The 23,216-nt window shown below is 46.0% G+C and carries 20 protein-coding genes and 1 pseudogene; 4 read left to right on the top strand and 17 right to left on the bottom strand.

Annotated features, from left to right (window positions below):
• The first annotated feature begins 127 nt into the window (after positions 1–127).
• Positions 128–301, top strand: coding sequence for a hypothetical protein (locus B9Z54_RS25135; RefSeq protein ID WP_205207652.1), 174 nt, complete (start codon positions 128–130; stop codon positions 299–301).
• Between the two features lie 190 nt (positions 302–491).
• Here the strand turns inward: B9Z54_RS25135 and B9Z54_RS02355 are convergent, their stop codons facing one another.
• On the bottom strand, positions 492–1,133 hold the full coding sequence (locus B9Z54_RS02355; protein WP_240189764.1) for a vWA domain-containing protein: 642 nt from the start codon (positions 1,131–1,133) through the stop codon (positions 492–494).
• A gap of 42 nt (positions 1,134–1,175) precedes the next feature.
• On the opposite strand from B9Z54_RS02355, the gene B9Z54_RS02350 reads away from it, so the two are divergent.
• On the top strand, positions 1,176–1,676 hold the full coding sequence (locus tag B9Z54_RS02350) for an aspartyl-phosphate phosphatase Spo0E family protein (protein ID WP_113926921.1): 501 nt from the start codon (positions 1,176–1,178) through the stop codon (positions 1,674–1,676).
• A gap of 157 nt (positions 1,677–1,833) precedes the next feature.
• On the opposite strand, the gene B9Z54_RS02345 is transcribed toward B9Z54_RS02350, so the two are convergent.
• A complete protein-coding gene (locus B9Z54_RS02345; protein ID WP_113926920.1) occupies positions 1,834–2,796 on the bottom strand; it encodes an ATP-grasp domain-containing protein in 963 nt (320 codons plus the stop codon).
• Positions 2,789–3,853: an LLM class flavin-dependent oxidoreductase gene (locus B9Z54_RS02340; RefSeq protein WP_113926919.1), complete on the bottom strand. Its 1,065-nt coding sequence runs from the start codon at positions 3,851–3,853 to the stop codon at positions 2,789–2,791. Before B9Z54_RS02340 ends, B9Z54_RS02345 begins: the two co-directional genes overlap by 8 nt.
• A gap of 341 nt (positions 3,854–4,194) precedes the next feature.
• Here B9Z54_RS02340 and B9Z54_RS25130 point away from each other — a divergent pair, with 341 nt between their 5' ends.
• On the top strand, positions 4,195–4,368 hold the full coding sequence (locus tag B9Z54_RS25130) for a hypothetical protein (RefSeq protein WP_187444332.1): 174 nt from the start codon (positions 4,195–4,197) through the stop codon (positions 4,366–4,368).
• A gap of 169 nt (positions 4,369–4,537) precedes the next feature.
• Here B9Z54_RS25130 and B9Z54_RS02335 read toward each other — a convergent pair whose 3' ends face one another.
• The 14 genes and pseudogenes from B9Z54_RS02335 to B9Z54_RS02265 form a co-directional block, all read right to left on the bottom strand.
• Positions 4,538–5,143 carry a DedA family protein gene (locus B9Z54_RS02335; RefSeq protein ID WP_113926918.1) on the bottom strand — a complete coding sequence of 202 codons (606 nt, stop codon included), beginning with the start codon at positions 5,141–5,143 and terminating at the stop codon, positions 4,538–4,540.
• A gap of 315 nt (positions 5,144–5,458) precedes the next feature.
• A complete protein-coding gene (locus B9Z54_RS02330) occupies positions 5,459–8,686 on the bottom strand; it encodes an AfsR/SARP family transcriptional regulator (protein WP_113926917.1) in 3,228 nt (1,075 codons plus the stop codon).
• A gap of 1,118 nt (positions 8,687–9,804) precedes the next feature.
• A complete protein-coding gene (locus B9Z54_RS02325; RefSeq protein ID WP_113926916.1) occupies positions 9,805–11,301 on the bottom strand; it encodes a class I adenylate-forming enzyme family protein in 1,497 nt (498 codons plus the stop codon).
• Positions 11,302–11,317: 16 nt separating this feature from the next.
• Positions 11,318–12,048 (bottom strand): annotated as a pseudogene (gene fabG, locus B9Z54_RS02320) (3-oxoacyl-ACP reductase FabG).
• On the bottom strand, positions 12,045–12,956 hold the full coding sequence (gene phaZ, locus B9Z54_RS02315) for an intracellular short-chain-length polyhydroxyalkanoate depolymerase (RefSeq protein ID WP_113926915.1): 912 nt from the start codon (positions 12,954–12,956) through the stop codon (positions 12,045–12,047). Before phaZ ends, fabG begins: the two are co-directional and overlap by 4 nt.
• A 15-nt stretch (positions 12,957–12,971) precedes the next feature.
• The gene (locus B9Z54_RS02310) at positions 12,972–13,976 is read right to left on the bottom strand and encodes a 3-oxoacyl-ACP synthase (RefSeq protein WP_113926914.1); all 1,005 of its coding nucleotides are present in this window, start codon (positions 13,974–13,976) and stop codon (positions 12,972–12,974) included.
• A complete protein-coding gene (locus B9Z54_RS02305; protein WP_113926913.1) occupies positions 13,973–14,164 on the bottom strand; it encodes a hypothetical protein in 192 nt (63 codons plus the stop codon). Before B9Z54_RS02305 ends, B9Z54_RS02310 begins: the two co-directional genes overlap by 4 nt.
• A gap of 58 nt (positions 14,165–14,222) precedes the next feature.
• A complete protein-coding gene (locus B9Z54_RS02300) occupies positions 14,223–15,182 on the bottom strand; it encodes a branched-chain amino acid ABC transporter permease (protein WP_205207651.1) in 960 nt (319 codons plus the stop codon).
• Positions 15,183–15,186: 4 nt separating this feature from the next.
• Positions 15,187–16,047: a branched-chain amino acid ABC transporter permease gene (locus tag B9Z54_RS02295; protein ID WP_113926912.1), complete on the bottom strand. Its 861-nt coding sequence runs from the start codon at positions 16,045–16,047 to the stop codon at positions 15,187–15,189.
• A gap of 11 nt (positions 16,048–16,058) precedes the next feature.
• On the bottom strand, positions 16,059–16,766 hold the full coding sequence (locus B9Z54_RS02290) for an ABC transporter ATP-binding protein (RefSeq protein WP_113926911.1): 708 nt from the start codon (positions 16,764–16,766) through the stop codon (positions 16,059–16,061).
• A complete protein-coding gene (locus tag B9Z54_RS02285; protein ID WP_113926910.1) occupies positions 16,750–17,517 on the bottom strand; it encodes an ABC transporter ATP-binding protein in 768 nt (255 codons plus the stop codon). The genes B9Z54_RS02290 and B9Z54_RS02285 overlap by 17 nt, the downstream gene beginning before the upstream one ends.
• Positions 17,518–18,221: 704 nt before the next feature.
• A complete protein-coding gene (locus B9Z54_RS02275) occupies positions 18,222–19,427 on the bottom strand; it encodes a substrate-binding domain-containing protein (RefSeq protein WP_205207659.1) in 1,206 nt (401 codons plus the stop codon).
• A 248-nt stretch (positions 19,428–19,675) separates the two neighbouring features.
• Positions 19,676–20,293: an acetate uptake transporter gene (locus B9Z54_RS02270; protein WP_113926907.1), complete on the bottom strand. Its 618-nt coding sequence runs from the start codon at positions 20,291–20,293 to the stop codon at positions 19,676–19,678.
• Between the two features lie 657 nt (positions 20,294–20,950).
• On the bottom strand, positions 20,951–21,736 hold the full coding sequence (locus tag B9Z54_RS02265) for an SDR family oxidoreductase (RefSeq protein ID WP_113926906.1): 786 nt from the start codon (positions 21,734–21,736) through the stop codon (positions 20,951–20,953).
• A 136-nt stretch (positions 21,737–21,872) separates the two neighbouring features.
• Here B9Z54_RS02265 and B9Z54_RS02260 point away from each other — a divergent pair, with 136 nt between their 5' ends.
• Positions 21,873–23,075, top strand: a complete 1,203-nt coding sequence (locus tag B9Z54_RS02260) for an NAD(P)/FAD-dependent oxidoreductase (protein ID WP_113926905.1) — start codon at positions 21,873–21,875, stop codon at positions 23,073–23,075.
• The last annotated feature ends 141 nt before the right edge of the window (positions 23,076–23,216 follow it).

Genomic DNA, 23,216 nt, shown 5'->3' with positions numbered 1-23,216 from the left:
TATCGACTAAAATCGAAAATTAATAAGGTGAAATCATGATAACATATTTCTTGCTGTTCACGGTTCTTACTTTATATACCGCTTTTTCCCATCACTTCTGCCTCCAAAGCCTCAAGGAATTCAAATGGTGAGTAACTTAACGAAGCTTGGGAGCGTGTTCTTCCTTATCACCTGGAAGATTTGTGAAGAACAGTTGACTAGAATGCGTACGAGGGATCTCCCGAATGTAAAGAAAACGCCTTTCCCGGCTTTGGGAAAGGCATTATTAGCAAATATTGGATTTTCTATTCCGATTGATTAATGGGTGTGAAATATTTTTTTACTGCATCAGCTCTCCTATTTTTAAAAGTGATGCTGTTTAAACGCTGTCTAACTTTTTCAGAGAGTATGTTAAAAATGCAGATTATCTTCCGTCAAAATGAAGTCTGTTAAAACTAAGATTCTGCTAAACGGCAGTCACTAGGAGCGTGCACATTTAGTGAGGAACCCATTCAGTTATTAATCCTCATTTCCGAAACTTCCTCACACATCCTTGAATACATCTTCTCCACTCCCTCTTCTGATGCATCAAAATCATAGGCATTCTCCGCAAGGATCCCAATGTTCTCTGCTTCCTTTGCAACATCGATATTGGCCCCCATGAAGATGAACTCCCAATTGTATATCTCCCGCTGATGACGGATCATTTCGTTTATTTTTTCATAGCTGAATTCCCGGCTTGCATTTTCCTGGCCGTCCGTTGTGATCGCAAATATAACTTTGCCGGGCCGTTCGCCTGCCGGTGTTTTTAATAGGCGGTGACCGACTTCGGCAATCGTTTTCCCAATGGCGTCAAGCATTGCCGTGCACCCTCTGACGTAATACTCCTTCTCCGTGAGCTTCACCGTTTCCGCCGGTTTCCCCTGCCAAAGCACTTCATATTCATCGTCAAAGAGAACTGTGGTGATAATTGCTTTTCCCTCCATGACCGCCTGCCTTTTAACGAATCCATTAAAGCCGCCTATTGTATCAATTTCTAGCCCAGCCATTGATCCGCTTCGATCCAGCAAAAATACCACTTCAGTTAAATTTTTGTTCATTTTATCCATCTCCTTCAGCTTCTTGATGATATAATCATACCTAATCAAATCCATATTTTGGTCGCCTGCAAAGCGACTTTTTAGGAGGGTGAGTTCATGCTTGATCCCCATTTTTTAAAAGAGCTGAAGGAATACATTCATTTTTATCAAGAGGGTCCGCCTCAGATTGATGTCTGTGAATCTGCCTATGAACTGGAATATAAGCTTGGTGCTCCCATTCCATATAGTGAATTAGAAGAATTCATCAGCACCAATGAGCAGCCTTCTTTCAGGCAGGAACTTTTAGAATTGATAGATGAAAAGGGATTTACTGACCCGGAGGTTTATAAAAAAGCCGGCATTGATCGAAAACACTTTTCAAAAATCAGGTCAAAGCCGGATTACCGTGTCGGCAGGAATACGGCGATTGCGCTGGCTTTGGCGTTAGAACTGGGGACTGATGAAGCCGAGGATTTGCTGTCAGCAGCTGGATACTCCCTTTCTTTCAGCGATACCTATGATCTGGTAATCCGTTTCTGCCTGGAGAAGGAGATCCATGACCTCGACTATGTGAACCAGGCACTCCATTCTCTCAGCCTGAAACCGCTGACTGGTTAAGGATTTAATGGATTAAAGCACTAAGAGAGACTGTCCCTCTTTGCGCGGTGACGCTTTTCAGTGCGAAAAGGGACTGTCCCTTTCCACACTCTAAAGCACTGCAGTGAATCTGCGCACAAAAATGCCTTTCCCAGCTTCTTGCGGGAAAGGCATTTTTTTAAATCGTGACCTTTTCATTTTGTTCAAGCTTCTGCAATTCCTGCGCCAGGAATACGGCTAGCTCCAGCATCCCGAATTTCTCGGCTTTTGCTTCGGCATCGGAATTGTAGTTGGTGTTGGTATTGATGTCATAGGTGTAGACATTGCCGTCTTTATCAAAGATGAATTCAATCCCGGCGATCTGTATATCGTTTGCCTCGAGAACCTTTTCATATTTTTCAAGTACAGGATGATGGAAATCGTCTAAAATTTGAAATTTCGGTTTCTCTTGCGGCGCCTCTTCGCCCACAGGACAGAATAAGTCTCCTATAGAGCACGCATCCGCCGGGCAGAGCTCGAACCCTTCCGACGTATCGACCCTGACGGCATAGAGGAACTTGCCTCCGATAAATTCACAGCGCGTAATGAAGCTTTCAGGCGCGGAAATGTACTCCTGGATCAAGGTGATTCCATCAACCGGCTCTTCAAAACCCGGGCCTTCCACATAATTTTTCAAAGACGCGATATTATGGAACAACTGCACACCCAGTCCTTTTCCGGCACGGTTGTGTTTGGTGATGAAGGGCTTTCCTTCAAAAGATTGAGCAGCTTTTAATATCTGCTCTTTCCCCACTGCCGCAATCGTCTTCGGCACTGCCAATCCTTGCTTGCTCAATTCCAGATACTGTTTTACCTTGCTGACTTCGAGTTGGAGTGCACGGCTGCCATTGAATACCTTCCTGCCATGTGCTTCAAGCCACGCCAGTACCTGCGCAGTATATTCTGGGGCATAACGGTTTCCCCGTGTATGGGAAGAGGCACTCATTCTGCTGTAAAAAATGCCTTCAGGGGGCTCTTGCGAAAGATCGAGAGTCCCTTCGCCCAAATGCCACTCTTCGTATGGAAGGTCCAGTTCTTCCAATCGTTTTGTCAGATGAACCGTCCACTCAGTGTTTTCATGAATCACATATATTTTACTCAACGGTAAGCACTCCCTCTGCTGATTTTCGTTTTTCCTCCACCAATGGCATGACCTGTTTAGCAAAACGTTCCATCTCTTCAAGCTGCGGTGAGAATTGAAGAAGCAGCAAATCCAGTCCGGCTTCCTCATATTTCAGGATCCTGTCGGCGATTTGTTCCGGCGTGCCGACAAGATTCGGGCGGAGGCCCCTGTTGGATACGGAGTAGTCCTGAAGCTGAATCTGCTGTTCAAGCTGGGACTTGCTTGTGAAATCCTTGAAGCCTGAATAAGCGTCGGATTCTTTTACTTCCGTAATTCTTTCGAGCTCATTCCTAGCTTCTTCTTCAGTATCACGGCAAATGACATAAGCCGCCATTCCAAACGAACTCAGCTCCGGGTTGTCCGTCTGTTCTCTCCTGGATTTCATATCCGCTACCTTCGCCTGAATTTCTTCAACCGTTCCGCCATGCATTACGTAGGCATCGCACTTTTCCACAATGGTGGACTTTCCTTTCTCACTTTCGCCCCCGGCATAGAGAATCGGATTCGGTCTCTGGACAGGCTTTGGAAAAAGCTTGGTTTCCTCCAGTTGATAAAAGTCGCCTTTATAGGAGAAGGAATCTTCGGTCCAAAGTCCTTTTAAGACATCAATGAATTCTCTTGTACGGTCATATCGTTCATCATGTTCCGTGAACACACCGCCGTATTGCCGCGCTTCTTCTGCCCACCATGCGGATACGATGTTCAAGGTGAAGCGTCCTCTGCTCAAATTGTCGATGTTCGCCGCCATTTTTGCTGCAACCGCAGGATTATGGAAGCCTGGACGGATCGCTGTCATGATTTCCAGTTTATCTGTCGAGGCAGCCAAGGCAGCTGTTGTGGTCCACGCTTCTAAGGAATCATGTTTCTGTCCTTTTATATCATTCAAATAAAGCTCCGCAATCAGCGTCGTGGAGTAACCCCACTCTTCCGCTGACTTAGCAACTTTCTCGGCATATTCATAAGTGGCCGGCATGCTTTCATCATCAACATTCCTCAGCCATCCACCAAAAATCGGAAGCCAAAACCCAAATTTCATAATACTTCTCTCCTTCACTCACCTAAACTCTACTATTCCAACCAATTATGTCGGCTTTAATGATGATAATATTGTAAATTGAAGGAATTGTCAATTAGTTTACCTGTATTTGGGTAAAAGTCATTCGAGAAGGCTCTTTTCGTAAACTTTGTTGCTATTTAATATATTTTTCGTAAGCTAATACCATAACTCACCGAAACCAACAATATATGCGAAAACAGCCTTCGACAAAAAACGGGTTGTGACTGTCACTAGAAGGAAAATCCCCTTGTTTGGGAGAATTTAATAAAGAAGTAAAGTATATAAATAATAGTTAAAGAGTGCTGAATGGAGGATGAAGAGTGTTTATAAGAAAAAGAAAGGAACGCAGAATAAGGAAGAAGTCAGAAGGTTCCTATACATTCTGGGATGCGGTTGGAGATGTACTTATCTGGATTCCCGAATTGATCGTACTGCCTTTCCGCATTCTATGGTACCTGATCAGGGGGATTGGGAGCATTTTTGACTGGACATGAAACGAAGCCCATTCTAAAAGGCGTGCAGCTCATTTATCTTGAGCAGCACGCCTTTTGCAGCAAATTTCCCTTTAATACTTTAAAGCACTAAGAGGGACTGTACCTTTTAGTACTTTAAAGCGTAAAAGAGCACCCTTATTTTTTATAGTTCTTTAATAGACTCTATATGCTACGAGAATTTCCTCTTAAAGAAGAAAACCAGAAATGCAATCCCCAGCACAGCTATGACAGCGTAAGCAATGTTCGAATAGATATCCATGTAATGAACAATCTGTTCCCACGATGCCCCTACCTTGGCACCCAAATTGACGAGAACAATATTCCAGATGAAAGTTCCGGCTGTAGTAAAAATCAAGAAAGGAACAAACTTCATATTCGACATCCCGGCAGGAATCGATATTAAGCTGCGAATCAGCGGCACAAAACGGCAGAGAAAAACAGACCAATATCCATACTTATCAAACCAGGCATCGGCCCTGTGGATATCCTTTTTCGTCAGCCGGAGGATATGCCCCCACTTGTCTACAATTTTCTCCATCCGTTCGACATCAAGCTGCAGCCCCAGCCCGTATAAAACAACCGCTCCGATGACAGAGCCGAGCGTTGAGGCAATGACGACACCCGTTATGGTTAGATCAGATGTTGTCGTTACAAATCCGCCAAAGGTTAAGATGACTTCAGAAGGCACCGGCGGAAATATATTTTCCAAAGCGATTAGAAGGAATATCCCACCGTACCCAAAATTGTTGATTATCTCAATCAGCCAGTTCTCCATGTGAATCTCCTTTAAATCAAATTCATATTTTCACAAACTATTAATCCATACTTCAAAACCTTGAAGATTTTTTTCTTTTCTCTCCCCTTACACGCAGAGTTTAAAACCACTTTATCTACTCGTCTATTGTTACCCAGGTCTGTGAAAAGAGCAATATACTTTTTGACGGAAATTCAGAGGTGCTTTACCGCTTTAAAGCCCTAATAGAAACAGTCCCTTTCATTACTGCAACGCATTAAAGCGCTAAGAGGGACTGTCCCTCTTAGCGCTTCAGTGTGGTAAAGGCTGCCTGCTCGATCGGCAGCCGGTTCAGCATCACCAGATATCAAGGTCTGCGGCTTGTGTGATCATCCTGTACATTTCCTTCGTCGGCTCCATCGGCTCGACTCCCAGCTCGGCAGTCAGCACTTTTTTACATTTGCCGTACCACTTGATCGCCTGCGGTCTGTTGTTCTTTTGATAGTAACAGTACATCAGCAGCCGGTATGCTTCTTCCCATGTATCTTCCTCCATCAGGATCCTTTCGCACCAATGGATGCACGTTTCGAAGTCCGACAGCCGGACCGACACCTGAGCGAGCATTTCAGCAGCCCGCAGGAACAGGACCTGCAGGCGCTCCCTCTCTGTCAGGCACCAATCGGCAAATCGGTGGTCCGGCAGATAATCTCCCTCATACAGCTTCAAACCCCTCTCCAGCAGCTCCTTTGCCTGAAAAGGGTCTTTCTCTGTCAATCCTTCTGTCACCCACTCTTCAAACAGAATCGTATCTAATTGAAAAACAGCATCAGGATTGATTCCATAGAAAGATCCATTTCTTCTGATAAAATAGGATTCTTCTCTTGCCTTGCGATGCGGCTCAATAGTCTTCAAGAGGGAATTCAAAGAAACTTTGAAACTGCGGTTGGCCGCATCCTCATCCTGCCCAGGCCAGATTTCCCGGAAGATTTCCTCGCGGTCAATCAACTTATTTTTATTTGTTATAAAAAACTCGAATAACTCTTTCGCCTTTCCCCTCTGCCAGTCACTCTCCCCGATGATTCGGCTGCCCAAATGGATCCTGAATTTCCCCAAGGTATCCACCCTCAATGTATATCCTGGATGATTGTCCATGCTGCCTATCCCAAGTTCAGAAATGAACGGACTGTGGATATTATTCTTTTGAGCTTTCACCAGCATGGGGACAAAGTTCTGGATATCGGCCGGTCCAAATGTTGTCCGCCTCTTCAAGAAATACTGATATTCCCCTGCCAGCATCTCATTCAGGAACTGCCTCATTTCACGGGAGAAGACCTCTTCTTTTCCTGTTTCATAGGCAGCATAAGCTTTCCAAAAGGAAGTGAGCATCATGCCGTAGCGGTCTCCGCACCCTTCAAACTGATTCCTTACTTCAACCAGTACATCATAGGCAGTTTCATATTTTTCACAATAGATCCCGGCAATCCCCATACAAAGCTGGATCAGTGTGGATAACCAGACATCTTTCACTTTCTCCGTTTCATACAAACCTTTCTGGCCTGCTTCTATCGCTTTTTCATAAAGCCCCTGATTGCCAAATAGAATGCACAACCCCATATATGGTTCAGCCTTCCCTCTTGGCACATCAATGGTATCCATAATATCAAGGGCCGTGTTATAGCATTTCTCCGCCAGAATTGCTTCATAGCGCTCGATCAGCTGGACGGCATGCCCCATTCTCATCCAGCCGCACGCTTCCACAAATGGAGACTGGATATCCATTCCAATCTTCATTCCTTGCTCGGCGTATTTTTTGCTCTCTTCTGCCCGTCCCCTGAAAGCCTCAATAATCGACAACAGGATTTCCGTTTCTCTATGAGACTGTGACAAGTGAACGATTCCGGTCTCATTTGTGCTGTTCTTTCTTTTTAAAAGAAGATCTCTTGCCTTATTGAGCCTTCCGGTCCGCAAGTAAATCCGCGCCTTCAAATTTCCTTCTTCCAATGGCAGGTTCAAGGCTTCGGCTCTTTCATACCACTTCTCCGCCTTCACGGCTTTTCCGGAATTGAGGAGGTTTTCTGAAAGAAGATGGTACAGTTCCGCCATTTCTTCCTTGCTCTCATTTGAATTTTCCCGTAAGCTTATCGCCCTCTGCAGGACCCGTTCTGCTTTATCCGGCTGGATTGTATCAAGGTATATCCTGGCAATTCCTTCCAATGAAATACTCATCAAATAATGATCCTTTATCTCTTCTCCAATTTCGATTGCCTTTTTGTAGCAGGATTCCGCCCACTCGTAGGAAGAGCGCAGCCTGCTGATTTCTCCTTGATAAAACCAAAGAACCGGATATTCATTTTTTAGATTTTCAGGAATCGGTTTCAGATAATCTAACAGGGTTTGCAGCTTTCCTTTTTGCAGCAGGTCCTTTCCGCTTTGGCTGATAACGTGGGCAGCCCTCTCGTATTCACTCACTTCCAGGTAATGATAGACCGCATTCTCGATATTTTCTTTTTCAAAAAAACGGGCAGCGTCCCGGTTCAGCCTTGCATGCTCCTCGGCATTCTTCCTTTTCAGCTGATTTTGCAAAAACTCCTTGAAAAGGGCATGGTAACGATACTTCCTTGCATCGATCTCTTGAATGAATACATTCTGCTGAGACAGCTTCACCAATATGGAATCCGAATCTGCAATGCCCAGCACGGCATCGCAAACCATTGGAGTGAGTTCATCAAGGATGCTTGTTTTCAGTAGAAAATCCTGATGTCCAAAAGGCTGTTTCGATAATACTTCCAACGCTAAAAAGTCAAAGAGGTCCTGCAAGGTTTCCGAACGATTTTCAAGGAAACTTCCAGAAAAATCTCCATTCCGAAAACTTCCGGCGAGCATGTGCACGGCAATGGCCCAGCCTTCCGTCAGGTGATGAACCCGCTCCAGGTCCCGGCTGTCTATGGTAATTTCATAACTGTCTTCAAGAAGATGTTCAATTTCAGCCGAGCTGAGCATAAGGTCTGCCTGGGTGATTTCAAGCAGCTCACCCTTTACCTTCAGCGATGTCAATATGCCCCAAACAGGCTTGGTGCGGCTGGAGATCACCACATGCAGATTAGAAGGGATGTACTCCAGGAAATGCTTCATCCACTTCTCGATAGTCAAAGATTTCTGAACATGATGGTAATCATCCAGTATGATAACGACCGGGGATTGTAAACCAAGCGTTTCATTCACAACCATCGAAATCAGCGACCACAATTGTTCATCGCTGATATGGTTGTGAATCATTTGAAGTTCAGCCAGGATTGCGGCCCCGAAACCTGGATACTTGGCTTTAACAGCATGGACGAACTTGGTTAGGAACGGAATGATGTCATCATCGTTTGGGGAAATGGAATACCAGCAGGAGTTAATCTTGATGTCATGAGCGAAAAGTGTAAGAGCGGTACTTTTTCCATAGCCTGCCCTTGCATGAAGAATGGTCAGGGGATATTGAGGAATGGAGGCGAGTTTCTTATGTAGGTTGGCACGCCTAATGAAGCTTTCTTTCACAGGCGGCGGCATCAGCTGGCTGTGGATTACGGGTATGACTCCCATCTCTTTTCCTCCTTTCTTATTAATATTTCAGACTTCTGTAAAATTGCAGACCTGTACCTTCTTTTAAAATGGCTCTTTTCGTAAACTTTGTGGCTATTTGATATTAATTGCGAAAGATAGAGCCATAATTAACCCGGAAAATCCTGTTAAACAAAAGAGAATAGAGCTTCTCTCTTCGTTTAGATCGAAAAAGCCTAGTATCCAGGGGGGAAATCCGGCTTTTGGGATTTTTCTGAAAGCAACAATGTATAAGAAAATAGCCTTTAAAATATATGCGCAACTTCGCAGGCCTGTACCGAAAGTTTACTTTCTTGAGTAATTCGATAAAACCCGTTTAAATTCCTTTATAGAGCTATTTGATATTAGTTTTAAAAATATCGCTCTATTCACAGAAACCTTATAAAAAGAATGGGGAGAGGAGAATTTAGATATCGGTATATTTGCAAGTAGATATGAACGTACCATTAAGTCATGGAGCCGCGAAGTTAATGGCATGATTAGCCAGGAAACGTACCATTAAGTCATGGAGCCGCAAAGTTGATGGTATGATTTGCTGGGAAAGTACCATCAAGTCATGGAGCCTCGAAGTTAATGGCATGATTAGCCGGGAAACGTACCATCAAGTCATGGAGCCGCGAAGTTAATGGCATGATTTGCTGGGAAACGTACCATTAAGTCGTTCGAGCCATGAAGATAATGGCATGATTAGCCAGGAAACATACCATTAAGTCATGGAGCCGCGAAGTTAATGGCATGATTTGCTGGGAAACGTACCATTAAGTCATGGAGCCTCGAAGTTAATGGCATGATTTGCTGGGAAACGTACCATTAAGTCATGGAGCCTCGAAGTTAATGGTATGATTTGCTGGGAAACATACCATTAAGTCATGGAGCTCCGAAGATAATGGCATAATTTGCTGGGAAGCATACCATTAGTCACAAATAGAGCTTTTGTAAAATAGAGCGGCTTATTTAGACGCCCCAACTATGGTCGTCTCCGCTATTGCTTCACCAGAAAAAGAACTTACTAACTTTGAACGTCATTGCCATCGACTTTCCTGACTCTCCCTCTCACACAAAAAGCACCCGCCCACATTCTAGTGTGGCGGGATGCTCCGTTACGTCACCTTATCCAGTCTCTTCCTCAACTCATTTTTATCGATTTTGCCCACATGGGTTTTCGGGAGCTCTTCAATGAAATAGAAATTTTTAGGTATTTTGTATTTTGCCAGTTTTTTTCTGCAGTAATTCGCAAGCTCTTCTTCCGTAAGACCGGTGCTGCTGCCAGCCGTAATGAAGGCGACTACTTTCTCTCCCCATTTATCGTCGGGTACGCCAAGGACAGCGACTTCTTCCACAGAATCATAGGATTCGAGCCAGTTTTCAATTTCCAAGGGATAGACATTTTCTCCTCCCGTGATGATCATATCTTTTTTCCTGCCGACGATATAGTAGTAACCCGCTTTATCCATCATAGCCAGGTCCCCTGTCTGAAACCAGCCGTCCCTCCATACTTCCTTCGTCTCTTCTTCTTTGTTCCAATAGTATTCAAAGAGGTGGCTTCCGCGCAGATACAGCTCGCCCACTTCATCAGGTCCCGCTTCATCTCCGGTTTCTTTCACAACCTTCACGGCATTGAACAGCATCGGCTTCCCTACTGATCCTCTCCGCTGAAGGGCTTCCCTCGGGTCGATGTAAAAGTTATTCGGTCCCGCTTCAGTCAACCCATAGCCTTCTTTGAATGCCAATCCCTTGCTGCTGAAAATATCATAGATGCCCATGGGACAAGGGGCACCTCCAGACAAAAAGACCTTCATATCCGGAAACTTAGCGTTCTTGAATTCCTTTGTCCTGGTCAGCATGTGATACATGGTCGGAACAAACAGGACGATGGAGCACTTGTATTTAATAAGATCCTTCACTGCCTGCTCTGGTTCGAAGCCTGGGGATAAAACAACCGTGCCGCCGGCAATTAGAACGGGGATCGACAAAGCATTCAGTCCTCCGGTATGAAACATCGGGATGCATGTCATCGTGGTGTCCCTATCTGTGAGATTCCAGCTGACGATGGTGTTAACGGCATTCCACATGATCGAACGATGAGAGAGTACCGCGCCTTTTGGGTGTCCTGTAGTGCCGCCGGTATAGATCATGGCAAGTGGATCGGACTCCTGCAGAAGCGGTCCGCCCAGCCTATCAGCAGCTGGAAATTGATCCAGGTAGTGATTCGAGTCCACTTCTATTAAATAAAAATCCTCCTGAAGCCCGCTTGCCTGTTTGATGAAACAGGACTGCACCCCCATGATCACTGGTGCTGCGTCAGACACCACAAACTGAAGTTCCTCGGTGGAAAGCCTCCAATTCAACGGCACAAAAACCGCTCCTATCTTTAAACAGGCAAACAGAAAATCGAAATAACTGATATGATTTTCAGCAAATAGTGCAATACGGTCCCCTTTTCCGACCCCCTGTGCCAGAAACAGGCCGGCAAGCCGGGATGCGCGTTCATCCAGTTCTTTATAGGTCCAGGAATCCTGTGTAACGGAATCAATGACGGCGCGTTTTTCTGGAAATAAATCAGACCTGCTCTTCACCCAATCGATTTCATAGCTCACTCCAATCTCTCCTCTTCTACATCATGATTCCTCCATCGACATGAAGAACATGGCCATTCACATAATCCGATTCGCCGCTTGCCAGGAACAGATAGGCATTGGCGATATCCTCGGGTTTCCCGAGGCGTCCCATCGGAACCTGGGCTTTCATTTTTTCAATCACTTTTTCCGGCACTTCGGCCACCATGGCTGTTTCAGTAAAACCAGGCGCCACGGCATTGACATTGATGCCTTTTCTGGCAAGCTCCTTTGCCCATGTTTTCGTCATACCGATCACTCCGGCCTTGGCTGCGGCATAGTTTGTCTGTCCGACATTGCCATAGGTACCCGTTACAGATGAAGTGTTGATGATTTTGCCGCTGCCCTGATTGACCATGTAAGGCAATACGGCCTGCGTGCAATGAAATACTCCCGTCAAGTTCACATTGATGACTTGCTGAAACTGCTCGGCTGTCATTTTTGAGAGCATTGAATCTCTTGTGATGCCCGCATTATTGATGAGAATATCGATGGTTCCGAATCGGTCGGTGACCGTTTTGACAAGGCTGTCAACACTTTCCCTGTCCGAAACATCCACCCTGACAAAACGACTCCTGGATTCGCTTCCTCCGCTTTCTTGCCTGCCTCTTCGTTAAAATCGGCGATCACAACGTTTGCTCCTTCCCGCTTGAACGTTCGGGCCGCTTCAAGTCCGATGCCGTTAGCCGCCCCGGTGATCACAGCTGTTTTGCTTCTCAGTCTGCTCATGCTTTCTGTTCCTCCCTCTCCAAAAATTGCTCCATATGCCGCAAGAGCCCATCCAAATCATCAATCAGCGGTGAATGCCCGCAGTCCTTCATTTCTATGAACTTCACCCTGCCTTCAAAATCCTCAACCAATTCCTTGGTCATTCTCTCTGTGACCACAAGATCCCGGTCTCCCCTTAAAGCAAGAACTGGGATGTCAATGGTGTCGACTTCATGGTTCCCCTTCGTTAATCCGTTATCATGCCTGCTGATATTGAAGATATTCAAAGCCTGATAGACATCGGCTAAATTTCGCTGTGTGCACATATCATCGAGATATTTTTCGTATCTTTCCGGTTCTGGTTTTTCACTGGTATAGATGAGTGCATCCCATATCGCTCTCAGCAGTTGGTGGTTCTTCTGGTCATATGCACCTTGAACAGGGATTGTCTTCCCGCGATCGCACTTCACTTCATCCAGCGTTTTCAACCTTTTTTCAGGATCAGGAAGCCCCTGGTCATTGCTTCCGAAAAACGGGTAGCCCCGTGTAGATGCAGAGGCGACAAGCACAAGCTTGCTGCAGAAGCCTGGATAATCAATACAGAACTGCTGGCAGACGGCTCCTCCCAGCGACCACCCAACCAGGGCAAAGCCGCTCAGGCCCAGAGCATCAGAAAACCCTTTTAGATCATCGGAAAAATCTTTGATGGAATGGATCGGCCTGTGGTAAGAGGAGGCGCCGAAGCCTCTCAGATCAATCGCATATACTTTATATCTTTCATCCATATTCTCAAGTACAAGGTCCCAGTGAGCAGACGAGGTCATGTTGCCGTGAACAAGCACAACCGTTTGACTGCCTCCTTCACGCTCCCTGTATCCAATCGTTTCCCCATTCTGTAATTGCACTTCCTTCAACGTGATTTCCGCCATAATTACCCCTTCCTTTCATCCCCAGCGAATGACGTTTGCTCCCCATGCATAACCGATGCCCGCGCTGACCAGGACAATGATATCCCCCTTTTTCAGCATCCCTCTCTCTTCTGCAAGCTGAAGGGAAATGATCTGGTCCATCTGTCCGATATGCCCATAGTCTTCAAGATAGATAGATTGATCAGGGTGCACCCCCAGTTCATTCAGCACAAAATGATGGGCGGATCTTTTCATGTGCAGAATCGCGACGTAGCCAATGTCATCCTGAGTGCATCCGCTCTTTTCAAGCGCTGTTCTAATCACTTTCAGGAAATTCTCCATCGACTTCTTTTCCAGGCGCGCCTTCATGCCTTCCGGATCCAGCACATCCAATTGGTAGAGCCCTGCTTCCAAGCTCTCTGCAGTCAAAGGGCTTTTCGTGCCGCCAACCGGAACGACCACATCTTCTGAAAAGGATCCATCGGTTATGATATGGCTGCCGAGAATGATGTTTTGATTAGTATCCCTTTCGATAATCATCGCCGCTCCACCTGCTCCGAGATTATACATGAATCTTGTCCTTGGATTCTCGTAATCTATGAAATCCACATTCCTGTAGCCCCCGGCAAGCAGTACCGTTTTAATAGCGGGATCAGCCATCATCATATCCTTGGCCATCTTCACCGCCAGGATCGTCGTCCCGCAGCGAAGCGCCATATCAAAGGCAAACGCGTTGACGGCACCAATCTCCTCCTGAAGCTTTATGGCTGCGGTCCAGAGAGGATACTCTTTGTACTCCTCGCCGATATAGATCACCATATCGATTAAAGCTGGATCCACACCTGTTTTTGCGATGGCATCCCGAGCAGCCTCGATTCCCATCTGGCAGGTATGGTCATCCGGTCCCGGCAGCGGCTTTTCTTTGATTCCCAGTTTCTCTATGACAATGTTCTCCGGCATCCCTGCTTTTTCCGCAAGGTCCGCCGCCGTCATTTTCCGCTGGGGAATGTACACACCCAACCCTTTGATTCCGGCATTCATTTCCGGTCCTCCTCTGATGTGATTTTCAATCCTTCGACTGTTTGTTTCATATGGTTCATCGCATCCTCAAAAGAATCAAAGGATATTTCGTTTTCTCCTTGAACATGCGTCAACTTGATCCTGTAATCCCGCTGGTGAGAGTCAATCACGTGGCAGCGGACTATGAACGATGTGATAAGCTGGTTCATCATATCCCCCTCTAACCGGCTATATTCTTTTCAGATTTCACTGGTTTTTCACGCTTTCTTACCGTTCTTTTTTGAATAACCCTTGCAATGTGCCGGCGATTCCTTTTGGAAAAAAGATCACCGCCAAAATATACACGGTTCCAAATAGAATGATCCATCTTTCAAAAATCCAGTGAACTCCTGAGAGATCCGACAGCCAGTGATGGGCGAACTCGACCAGTGCCGCACCGATGATCGGACCAATCAATGTACCGACTCCCCCGATGATGGTCATCAGCAAGGCATCCAGTGTGACATCTGTGGCAAATACACTTGTATCAACGAATCGGAGTGACAGCATATATAACACCCCGGCAATGCTTGCGACGACTCCTGAAACGACACTGACAATTACTTTGTAATGAAGCACTTTGTAGCCGAGTGACTCTGTCCGTCCCTCATTCTCCCGGATGGCAAGAAGCACCCTCCCGAGCGGTGATTCAGTAAATCGTTTAAGACCGAAAAAGATAAGAACCATCACAACGAGGCAGGTCAGGTAAAGAGTCGTCCGTTCCTTGAATATATCGGGAATTGAAAACGTAAACCCATCTGCTCCCCCAGTTACACTCCGCCACTTTTCGGCGGCTACCAGGAACAGCCCGGCAAGCGCTAATGTGAGCATCGCATAAAAGTGGCTTTTCAAGCGAAGCGTCAGGACACCCACGATGAAGCTGACAATGGCTGCCACCACGACCGCGATGACAATCCCAAGCAGCAGTGTCAACAGTGTCGGTTCCTGCTTATTAAACATGACCGCTGTGGAGTAGGCTCCGATGCCAAAGAACATTGTGTGTCCGAACGAAACAATTCCTGTATAACCGAGCAGCAAATCATAGCTCATTGCGAAAATGCCGAGAATGAAGATTTGCATGATCAGGAACAAGAGGCTTCTTCCCGTCACCATAAAGGGCAGGATCGCTAACAGAAGGGCAATGACAAGATAGATCCATGTACTGTGGTTCATGCGCAATGACTGCATTGTTTCACCCCTTCACCATAAATAGTCCCTGCGGCCTGAAAATCAAGACGACGGTCATAAGAAGCATGTTGACAGCCAGCGACAGCGCCGGTACATAGTAAGCCATGTAGGCTTGAGCAAGACCGACAAGAATCGCTGCCAGAAGTGATCCAGGGAAGCTTCCCATCCCGCCAATTACAACTACAATGAAAGCGAGAATCCCGAACTCCAGCCCCATTTCAGCGTAGATGACACCTGAATACGGAGCCATCAGCATTCCGCCAAGTGCGGCCATGGCTGCCCCTGCCATAAAAACAATTGTGAAGACCACCCGGATGTTGATGCCCAGCGTTTGAACCATTTCCTTGTTCATGACGCCAGCCCTGACAATCAAGCCGATCCTTGTTCTTTTTAAAATAAAGTAAGTAATGGCAAACACGATCAGTCCCACGAGGATGATGAACAATCGGTATTTAATCAAGATGACATCCCCGATCATAAAGCTTCCTGCAAGAAATTCAGGAGGTGCTGCCGCTTTCTGGTCCGGCCCGAATACTACTTTTATCAGTTCAGAAAGGACCAGCATCAGTCCAAGGGTGATCAAAATCTGCTGGGTGTGATTACCGTATACCGGACGGATGATCAGATACTCAGTTACAGCTCCAAGAATGAGACCGGTAATGATCGCCGCAATGATTCCGACCCAGAAGGATTCTGTCAGGTTATAGGCCCAGACACCGCTGAACGCCCCCCAGACGAACAATCCTCCATGAGCAAAGTTCAGGACATCCATCAATCCGAAAATGAGGGTAAGCCCGGCAGCGAGCAGAAAGATGAGCATGCCGGTTGCCAACCCATTGATGGTTAAGCTGAAAAGTAAATCCATGTCTCCACCTCCTAAGCGATTCCAAGGTATTTTTTCATTAAAACTTTATCCTGCTTGAGCTCACTCATCATGCCGTTATGGACCGTCTGCCCATCATCAATGATGTGGAAGCTGTCACCGATTCTGCTGGCCATGATAAAGTTTTGCTCCACAAGGACAATAGTCGTTTTTTCCTTCATCTGCTGAATCGTTTCCATCACTTTTTCCACCACGATCGGTGCCAGCCCCTTACTCGGCTCATCAATCAATAGTAGTTCATTGTCATTGACATAAGCTCGGGCGATGGCGAGCATCTGCTTCTGCCCGCCGCTCAACTGGCCGCCCGGCTTTTTCCAGAATTTCTTGAGATCCGGGAAAAGATCCAGGACCCATTCCAGAAGCTTTGCTGTCGTCTCATCCTCTTTTTGCATGGCCACACGGAGGTTCTCCCCGACAGTTAAATCCGCGAAGACTCCTTGATCTTCCGGGACATAGCCGATCCCCTTCTTTGCGACCATATACGGCTTCCACTTTTTAATTTCTTCTCCTTTGAACTGGATGCTTCCGGCAGTAGCCGGATTCAATCCCATAATCGTCCTCAGGGTCGTTGTCTTTCCCGCTCCGTTCCGGCCCAGCAGCACGGTTACCTCCCCTTTAGGAACTTCAAAAGAAATATCATGTAAAATGTGAAACTGGCCGATATGTGTTTGGACATTATTCAACTCAAGCAAGGTGTTCATCATACAACCCTCCCAAATAAGCAGACTGCACCGTTTCATTCTCCATGATTTCTTCAGGGCTGCCTTGGGCGAGCAGCTCTCCGTGAAACAAGACGAGCACCTCATCCGATAAATCGAGGATCATATCCATCTTGTGCTCGATCAGGACGATCGTCCGCTCTCCCTGCTCCTTGATTTTTCTGATCACTTCCAGAATGGCAGGCACTTCTTCGATGGACATGCCTGCCGTCGGCTCATCAAGCAGCAGGACATCGGTTTCGAGCGCGAGCAGCATCGCGATTTCCAGCTTTCTTTTTTCTCCATGAGCCAGATTGACGGCAATCGTATCTGCTTTTTCTTTTAACAGAACTACTTCCAGCAGATCCAATGCTTTTTCCTTCATTGCTTTATAGTGTGTGTAGTGCGCAAAAATCTGATAGCGGACCTTCTTCTGTGATTGGACAGCCAGCCGCACATTTTCAAGAACGGTCAGGTTTGGGAATACATTGGTGATCTGGAAGGATCGGCCGATTCCCCTCCTGGCCCGTTCGGTCGGGGATAAGGATGTGATGTCCTCTCCTTTATAAATGATATTCCCTTCGGTCGGAGTCAGCTGCCCGCTTAACAGGTTGAACAGGGTTGTCTTTCCGGCACCGTTTGGACCGATAACGGATGTGAATTTCTTTTCCTTGATAGATACAGTGATCCCATTAACAGCACGATGGCCGCCAAAATCGATTGACAGGTTTTCTGATTTCAGAATGTCTTGCATGGAGTTCACCTCGTTTCTTTAGTAAAGGCTGTTATTGTAAGGATTTTTTGAAAAAATGGTTACTTTTTAATGCTGTTAAATTCCTCCGCCTTTTACCTAGCGGGGGTTGGAGTGAAAGACGTGCGGCATCCTGCGGCAATAACTTGCATCTAGTTCAAGCGCCTAGCCCCTCGGAGTCAAATAACTCATAAAATAAAAGGAAAAACTGACTTTTGGTCGTTTCAGAACAATTACCTGTCGGGGCTGAGAAAGGCGCATACATTTTTTATGCAGACCAAGCTGAGGAGGCCGTGCCCCGCACCGCAGAGTCATGGGATTGGAATGGAAATCCATTGCTTTCAACTGCCGCAATCTTTGTGAAAGACTCTAAGAATCGCTACTTCAGAATGCTATTTTTCTTCTCCCCATTTTCACATAGGAGGATTGGAGTGGAAGGCGTGCGACCTCCTGCGGGACTAGCGGGACAGGTGAGACCCCGCAGGCGAAGCCGAGGAGGCTCAACGCCCGCCCCGCGGAGTCGCGCGCCTGGAGCGGAAATCCATTACAGATTATACTGTTTGATAGACAGCATAATTGATATTTTTTATGTCTATTTCTTCTAGAATTATAAAAACCAGCATGCATTTTGGGTGTCTTTACTTTCCCTTTTCCTTTGAGAATGCATACCCTCGCCAAATAATTGGCAAGGGTATCTTTTTAAAGGATTATTGATTTAAGATTGGCGGTTCTGTTTCTTCAGGTGTCAGAACCCGCTTCAGGACTGGTACCGGATAATCGAAACCATCCTTTTCCTCCAAGGTGATGGCGTACAGGGACTGCATAGCCTGATGGTCTTCGGCGCGGAAGGTCATCGTTCCTTTAGGACTCTCAAAGCTCATCCCTTCCATTGTCTCGATTAATTTTGCCGAATCTGTATCACCTTCCGATTGCTTCAGTGCCTCCACAATCGAGATGGCAGCACTCATTCCCCCTGGAGTGAAAAGGTCTGGAACCTCTCCGTCAAAACGTTTCTTATGTTCTTCAACAAGCCAGTCATTGACTTCGTTATCAGGAAGGTCATGATAATAAACGGTGAAACCTTCCATGCCCACAAGCGGTTTCATTGTGGCAAGTGCGGCAATATCAGGTGCACCTGTGGAAATTTTGATGCCCTGTTCCTGTACTTTCATGTCAGCAATCTGGTTCCAAGGGGAGTTGGCTCCTGCCCAGATGACAAACAAGTAATCCGGTTTTGAGTTGATGATTTTCTGGATGTTTGCCGTAAAATCTGTAGCGGCAGGATCTGCATATTCTTCATGCACAATGTCCGCCCCCAAGTCTTTAGCGGCTGTCGCGAAGGCAGCTACACCGTCACGTCCAAATGAGTTATCTGGAGCAAGCGTGACAATCTTGACACCTTCCTTGGCGATGGCCGCGGCACCTGCCACTGCATCCTGGGAAGAGTTGCGTCCTGTCCGGAAAATATATTCGTTGAATTCAGATCCCGTAATACTGTCCGCGACCGCCGGTTCAACCACCATAATTTTCTCGTACTCCTCCGCCAGCGGCGTTACGGCCAATGTATCCCCGGAACTTGAAGAACCGACCAGGAAGTCGACTTTATCTTCTTCCAGCAATTTAAGGGCTTTTTGTCTCGCTACCTTAGGATCTGTCTCCGTGTCCTCATAGATGATTTCAATTTTCTTTCCTGCTACTTCACCGGTTCCGTCTGTGGCAAAATCAATTCCAAGTTCAAAGCCTTTCTTCGTCTGATCTCCGTAGGCTTCAAGAGCTCCTGTCAATGAAGCAAGTACTCCGACTTTCACCGTTTCCTGCGCTTCGTCTCCTCCGCTCCCGCTGTCTGTTTCAGTTCCGGAAGCCTCTTCATTATTTCCGCAACCAACCATGAACACTGCGACAAGCAAAGCCATCAATAATGCAACACCATACCGCTTCCAAGCCATACATGTTTCCCCCTCTTTCAAGATAAGATCAACCGCTGTCCTCATCATAAATAATGGCAGTTACAATTCAGTTACAAATAGGGTGGTCGTGGTCGCTTTAAAAAGTTAAAACAGAAAAAGACTTCCCGGTTAAAGGAAGTCTTTTGCAAATAACTATTGTTAAGCAGGGCAGGATGCAGCACCGGCAATTACCGGACGGGCATCTTTGCGTCCTCTTATTTTTTTAAAATCCCAAACGGCTTTCCGATTGGCAGGAAAACCCGTCCGAAATGAGTATTCAACACGATTGCGGCAGAACCGTAGAATGACAGCAAGGCGATGCACATTTCCGCAACAGCCGCCAGCATATGAGTTGCATCATGGAAGATTCCGAACGAACTCAGGGAAAGCCCGATAAATAAGAAATCGATAAAAACAAAAATGAAGAACAGTACTTTATGTGTCTCCAAAGCTCCAATTGTCATAAAGACACTGAATATCAAATATCCGATGAACGCAAATCCTAATTGCCGGGGATCAGCGTTGGCAGCCAAAGTTTCACCAAAGGCTCCTAATTGGATCAGCCAGGACATGCCTACACCGAACCAGAACAGTCCGAATGCTCCAAAGGCTGTTGTTCCAAAGATATTATTATGTTTAGCATCCAGCAATGCCGCGATTAACTGTGCCAGTCCGCCCAAGAAAAAGGCCCATGGCAGTATGAGAGAAAGTCCTTCTGTTAACCCCAGCTTTTGGGACGATGCCACGAATGTCACCATTGCAAGCCCGAACAGTCCCAGGGCAGATGGATCTGCTGTTGTGATCTTTACATGTGTTTGATTCTGAGTATCCATATTTTCCTCCTAAAAAAAGCAATACTTATGTAATCTACTGGATTTGCTTATAGGAGTCAATGGAATAATTCTGCCAGTCTTGATCTGCTGCTTGGTTTTTTATATTGCGAGAGGCAGTTTTAAATACAGCACTTTTTCACGCTATTCGTACCATTACAGCTGAATCTCTTTGAGATACTGGTACGTTTCCAGGCTATTCGTACCATTACAGCTGAATTTCTTTGAGATACTGGTACGTTTCCAGGCTATTCGTACCATTAAAGCTGAATTCCTTTTAGATATTGGTATGTTTTTCAGCTAATCGTACCATTAAAACTATATTCCTTTTAGATAATGGTACGTTTTCCGGCTATTCGTACCATCAAATCCGAATTCCTTTTAGTTATTGGTATGTTTTTCAGCTAATCGTACCATTAAAACTATATTCCTTTTAGATAATGGTACGTTTTCCGGCTATTCGCGTCATCAATGCTCTAATCCTATTAGATAATGGTACGTTTTCCCGGCTAACAACTTTAAAGTGTTAAAGCCGGCGCTCCGCAAGCCTGTTATATTGTTAATCAAACGTTTGATTAACTTCCATGAAAGCTGATTCCTCCAATAAAAGCCCGCCTGAACCAGATGATGGCGGTTCAGGCGGGCTGCTGATTATTCTTTTTAGATATCCATTTCCCAGCGCTCTTTCTGGGTTTTCTTCAGCTGCTCTTCTGTCTCTTTTGGATGTACTGTACGGAATTTATGGTGATCCGCCGGGATGATTTCGATCATTTTTTCGATCATATCTTCAGGGTCGAACTGGTCTTCGAGAGCTTTTAGCTGTTCCTTGATGTCTTCAATCGGGGTCAGGTATTTATCTTCATCGAACCATTTGAAAATTTCCTCAGCACTTCGTTTGTTGAAGCCTGTTTCAAAGGCACCTGGATTGATGGTTGCGACCTGCACATCGAAATTTTTCAGTTCATTTCTCAGTGTCTTGGCAATACCTTCGACGGCATGCTTTGTGGCGGAGTAGGGGCCGACATACGGTGTTGCTGAAATTCCAGCCATGGAACTCATAAAAATGATTTTTCCGCTTTTCTTCTTCATGAATTTCTGAGCGGCTATCTGAACTGTTTCGAGAGTGGCAAAAACGTTGACTTCAAATAATGCACGGAACCTGTCCATCGGCACCTCTGCCAAAGGTCCGCCTTCGTTGATGGCCGCGTTTGCCACGAACACGTCAAAGTCATATTCCTCGATTTGGGCGCGGTCCCTTGGATTTGTGATGTCCAGCTTGAATACTTCCATATCCAACCCCAAATCTTCTGCTTCTCTCATGAGGTCCGTTTTCTGTGGTGTTATCTCAGTCGTTGCAATGATGCGGTGGCCTTTCTTTGCAAGCCCAATTGCTGTGCCGCGTGCCAGCCCGCTTCCTGCTCCGGTAATGAATATAGTTTTGCTCATTTAAGAATTCCTCCTATTTGAGTGTCCTTTTTCATCTTCCCGGAATCATAGTTGGTGAAACTTTTTGAAGCGCACGGAGTTTAAACGATGGTCATTACAGGGAATATGTTAGAAATTATCTTCAGGAGGAAGACTTATGGAGCTGCATAATGGAAGTCTATATTGGCCGACTACCTTTAGTCATACTGAAAGAAAAGAGGAAAACCCACCTGCTGATGAGAGGTATGATGCAGTGGTCATAGGCGCGGGAATGTCCGGTGTCTTGTGTGCCTATACCTTAGTTGAAGCAGGTTTGAAAGTCGCATTAGTTGATAAGCGAGAGGCAGGCGCCGGAAGTTCTTCTGCCAATACAGGCCTTTTGCAATATTCGAATGATATCATGCTGCATGAATTGATCGATCAGATTGGAGAGAATCGTGCAGTCCATTTTTACAAACTTTGTTTGGAAGCCCTTGATGATTTGGAAGAAGCAGCTGATTCAATACCTTTCAATGTATATTTTAAAAGAAGAAACAGCATCTACTTTGCAAGTAAGGAAGAGGATGCCAGTAAGCTTCTTGATGAATATGAAGCTCTGAAAAAGCATGGTTTTCCTGTGAATTTTTGGACAACCGAGGCACTTACGGAGCATATGACGTTCTCAAAACCGGCAGCACTCGTGACACAGCGGGATGCGGAAGTAAATCCTTACCGGTTTGTTATGGGACTCTTGAAGAACTTGAAGGATCAGGGTGCCCGCCTTTTTGAACATACAGAAGTAACAAGCTGCGTTGAAGAAGAGGATTGTATTATACTCGAGAGCTCCCGTGGAAGCCTGACAGCAAAACATGCAGTATACTGCACAGGATATGAAGCCTCTGGTGCCGGTGAATATGTCAGCGCCAAAATCAACCGCTCATTTGCCATTGCCACTGAGCCCATTGATGACCTTTCTTCGTGGTGGGAACGTGCATTAATTTGGGAAACAGCCAGACCCTATTTTTATATGCGGACGACTGACGACAACAGAATTATTGCAGGCGGTCTTGATGAGGAAATTCCTCAGGCGCCTGAGAGCCGTGAAATTATTGAGAAGTACGGCAAAAAGATTTCTTCTGAAATCAAGAAGCTGTTTCCTGGTCTCGAAATCTCCATCTCTCATGCATGGGGAGCAAGCTTCGCCGAATCGATGGATAACCTTCCATATATCGGCAGGGTCCCTGGGAAAGAAAAAACCTATTGCCTCCTGGGGTACGGTGGAAATGGGACAGTGTATAGTATGCTCGGAGCGAAGATAATAGCAGATTTAATTCAGGGAAATGTCACTGAAGGTGCAGACATCGTTAAGCTGGAGCGATAGAAAATCTACATACAGAAGAAGTATTATCCTTATTCCTATAACACGTTAAAGCACGAAGAGGGACTGTCCCTTTTAATGCTTCAAAGTAGAAAAGAGATGGATCGCTGACAGGCGGTCCACCTCTTTTCTTAGTGTTCGGTA

Origin of the sequence: Bacillus sp. P14.5, assembly GCF_003316765.1 — a bacterium.
GTDB lineage: Bacteria > Bacillota > Bacilli > Bacillales > Bacillaceae_B > Rossellomorea.
This window is presented reverse-complemented; position numbering and strand designations above follow the sequence as displayed.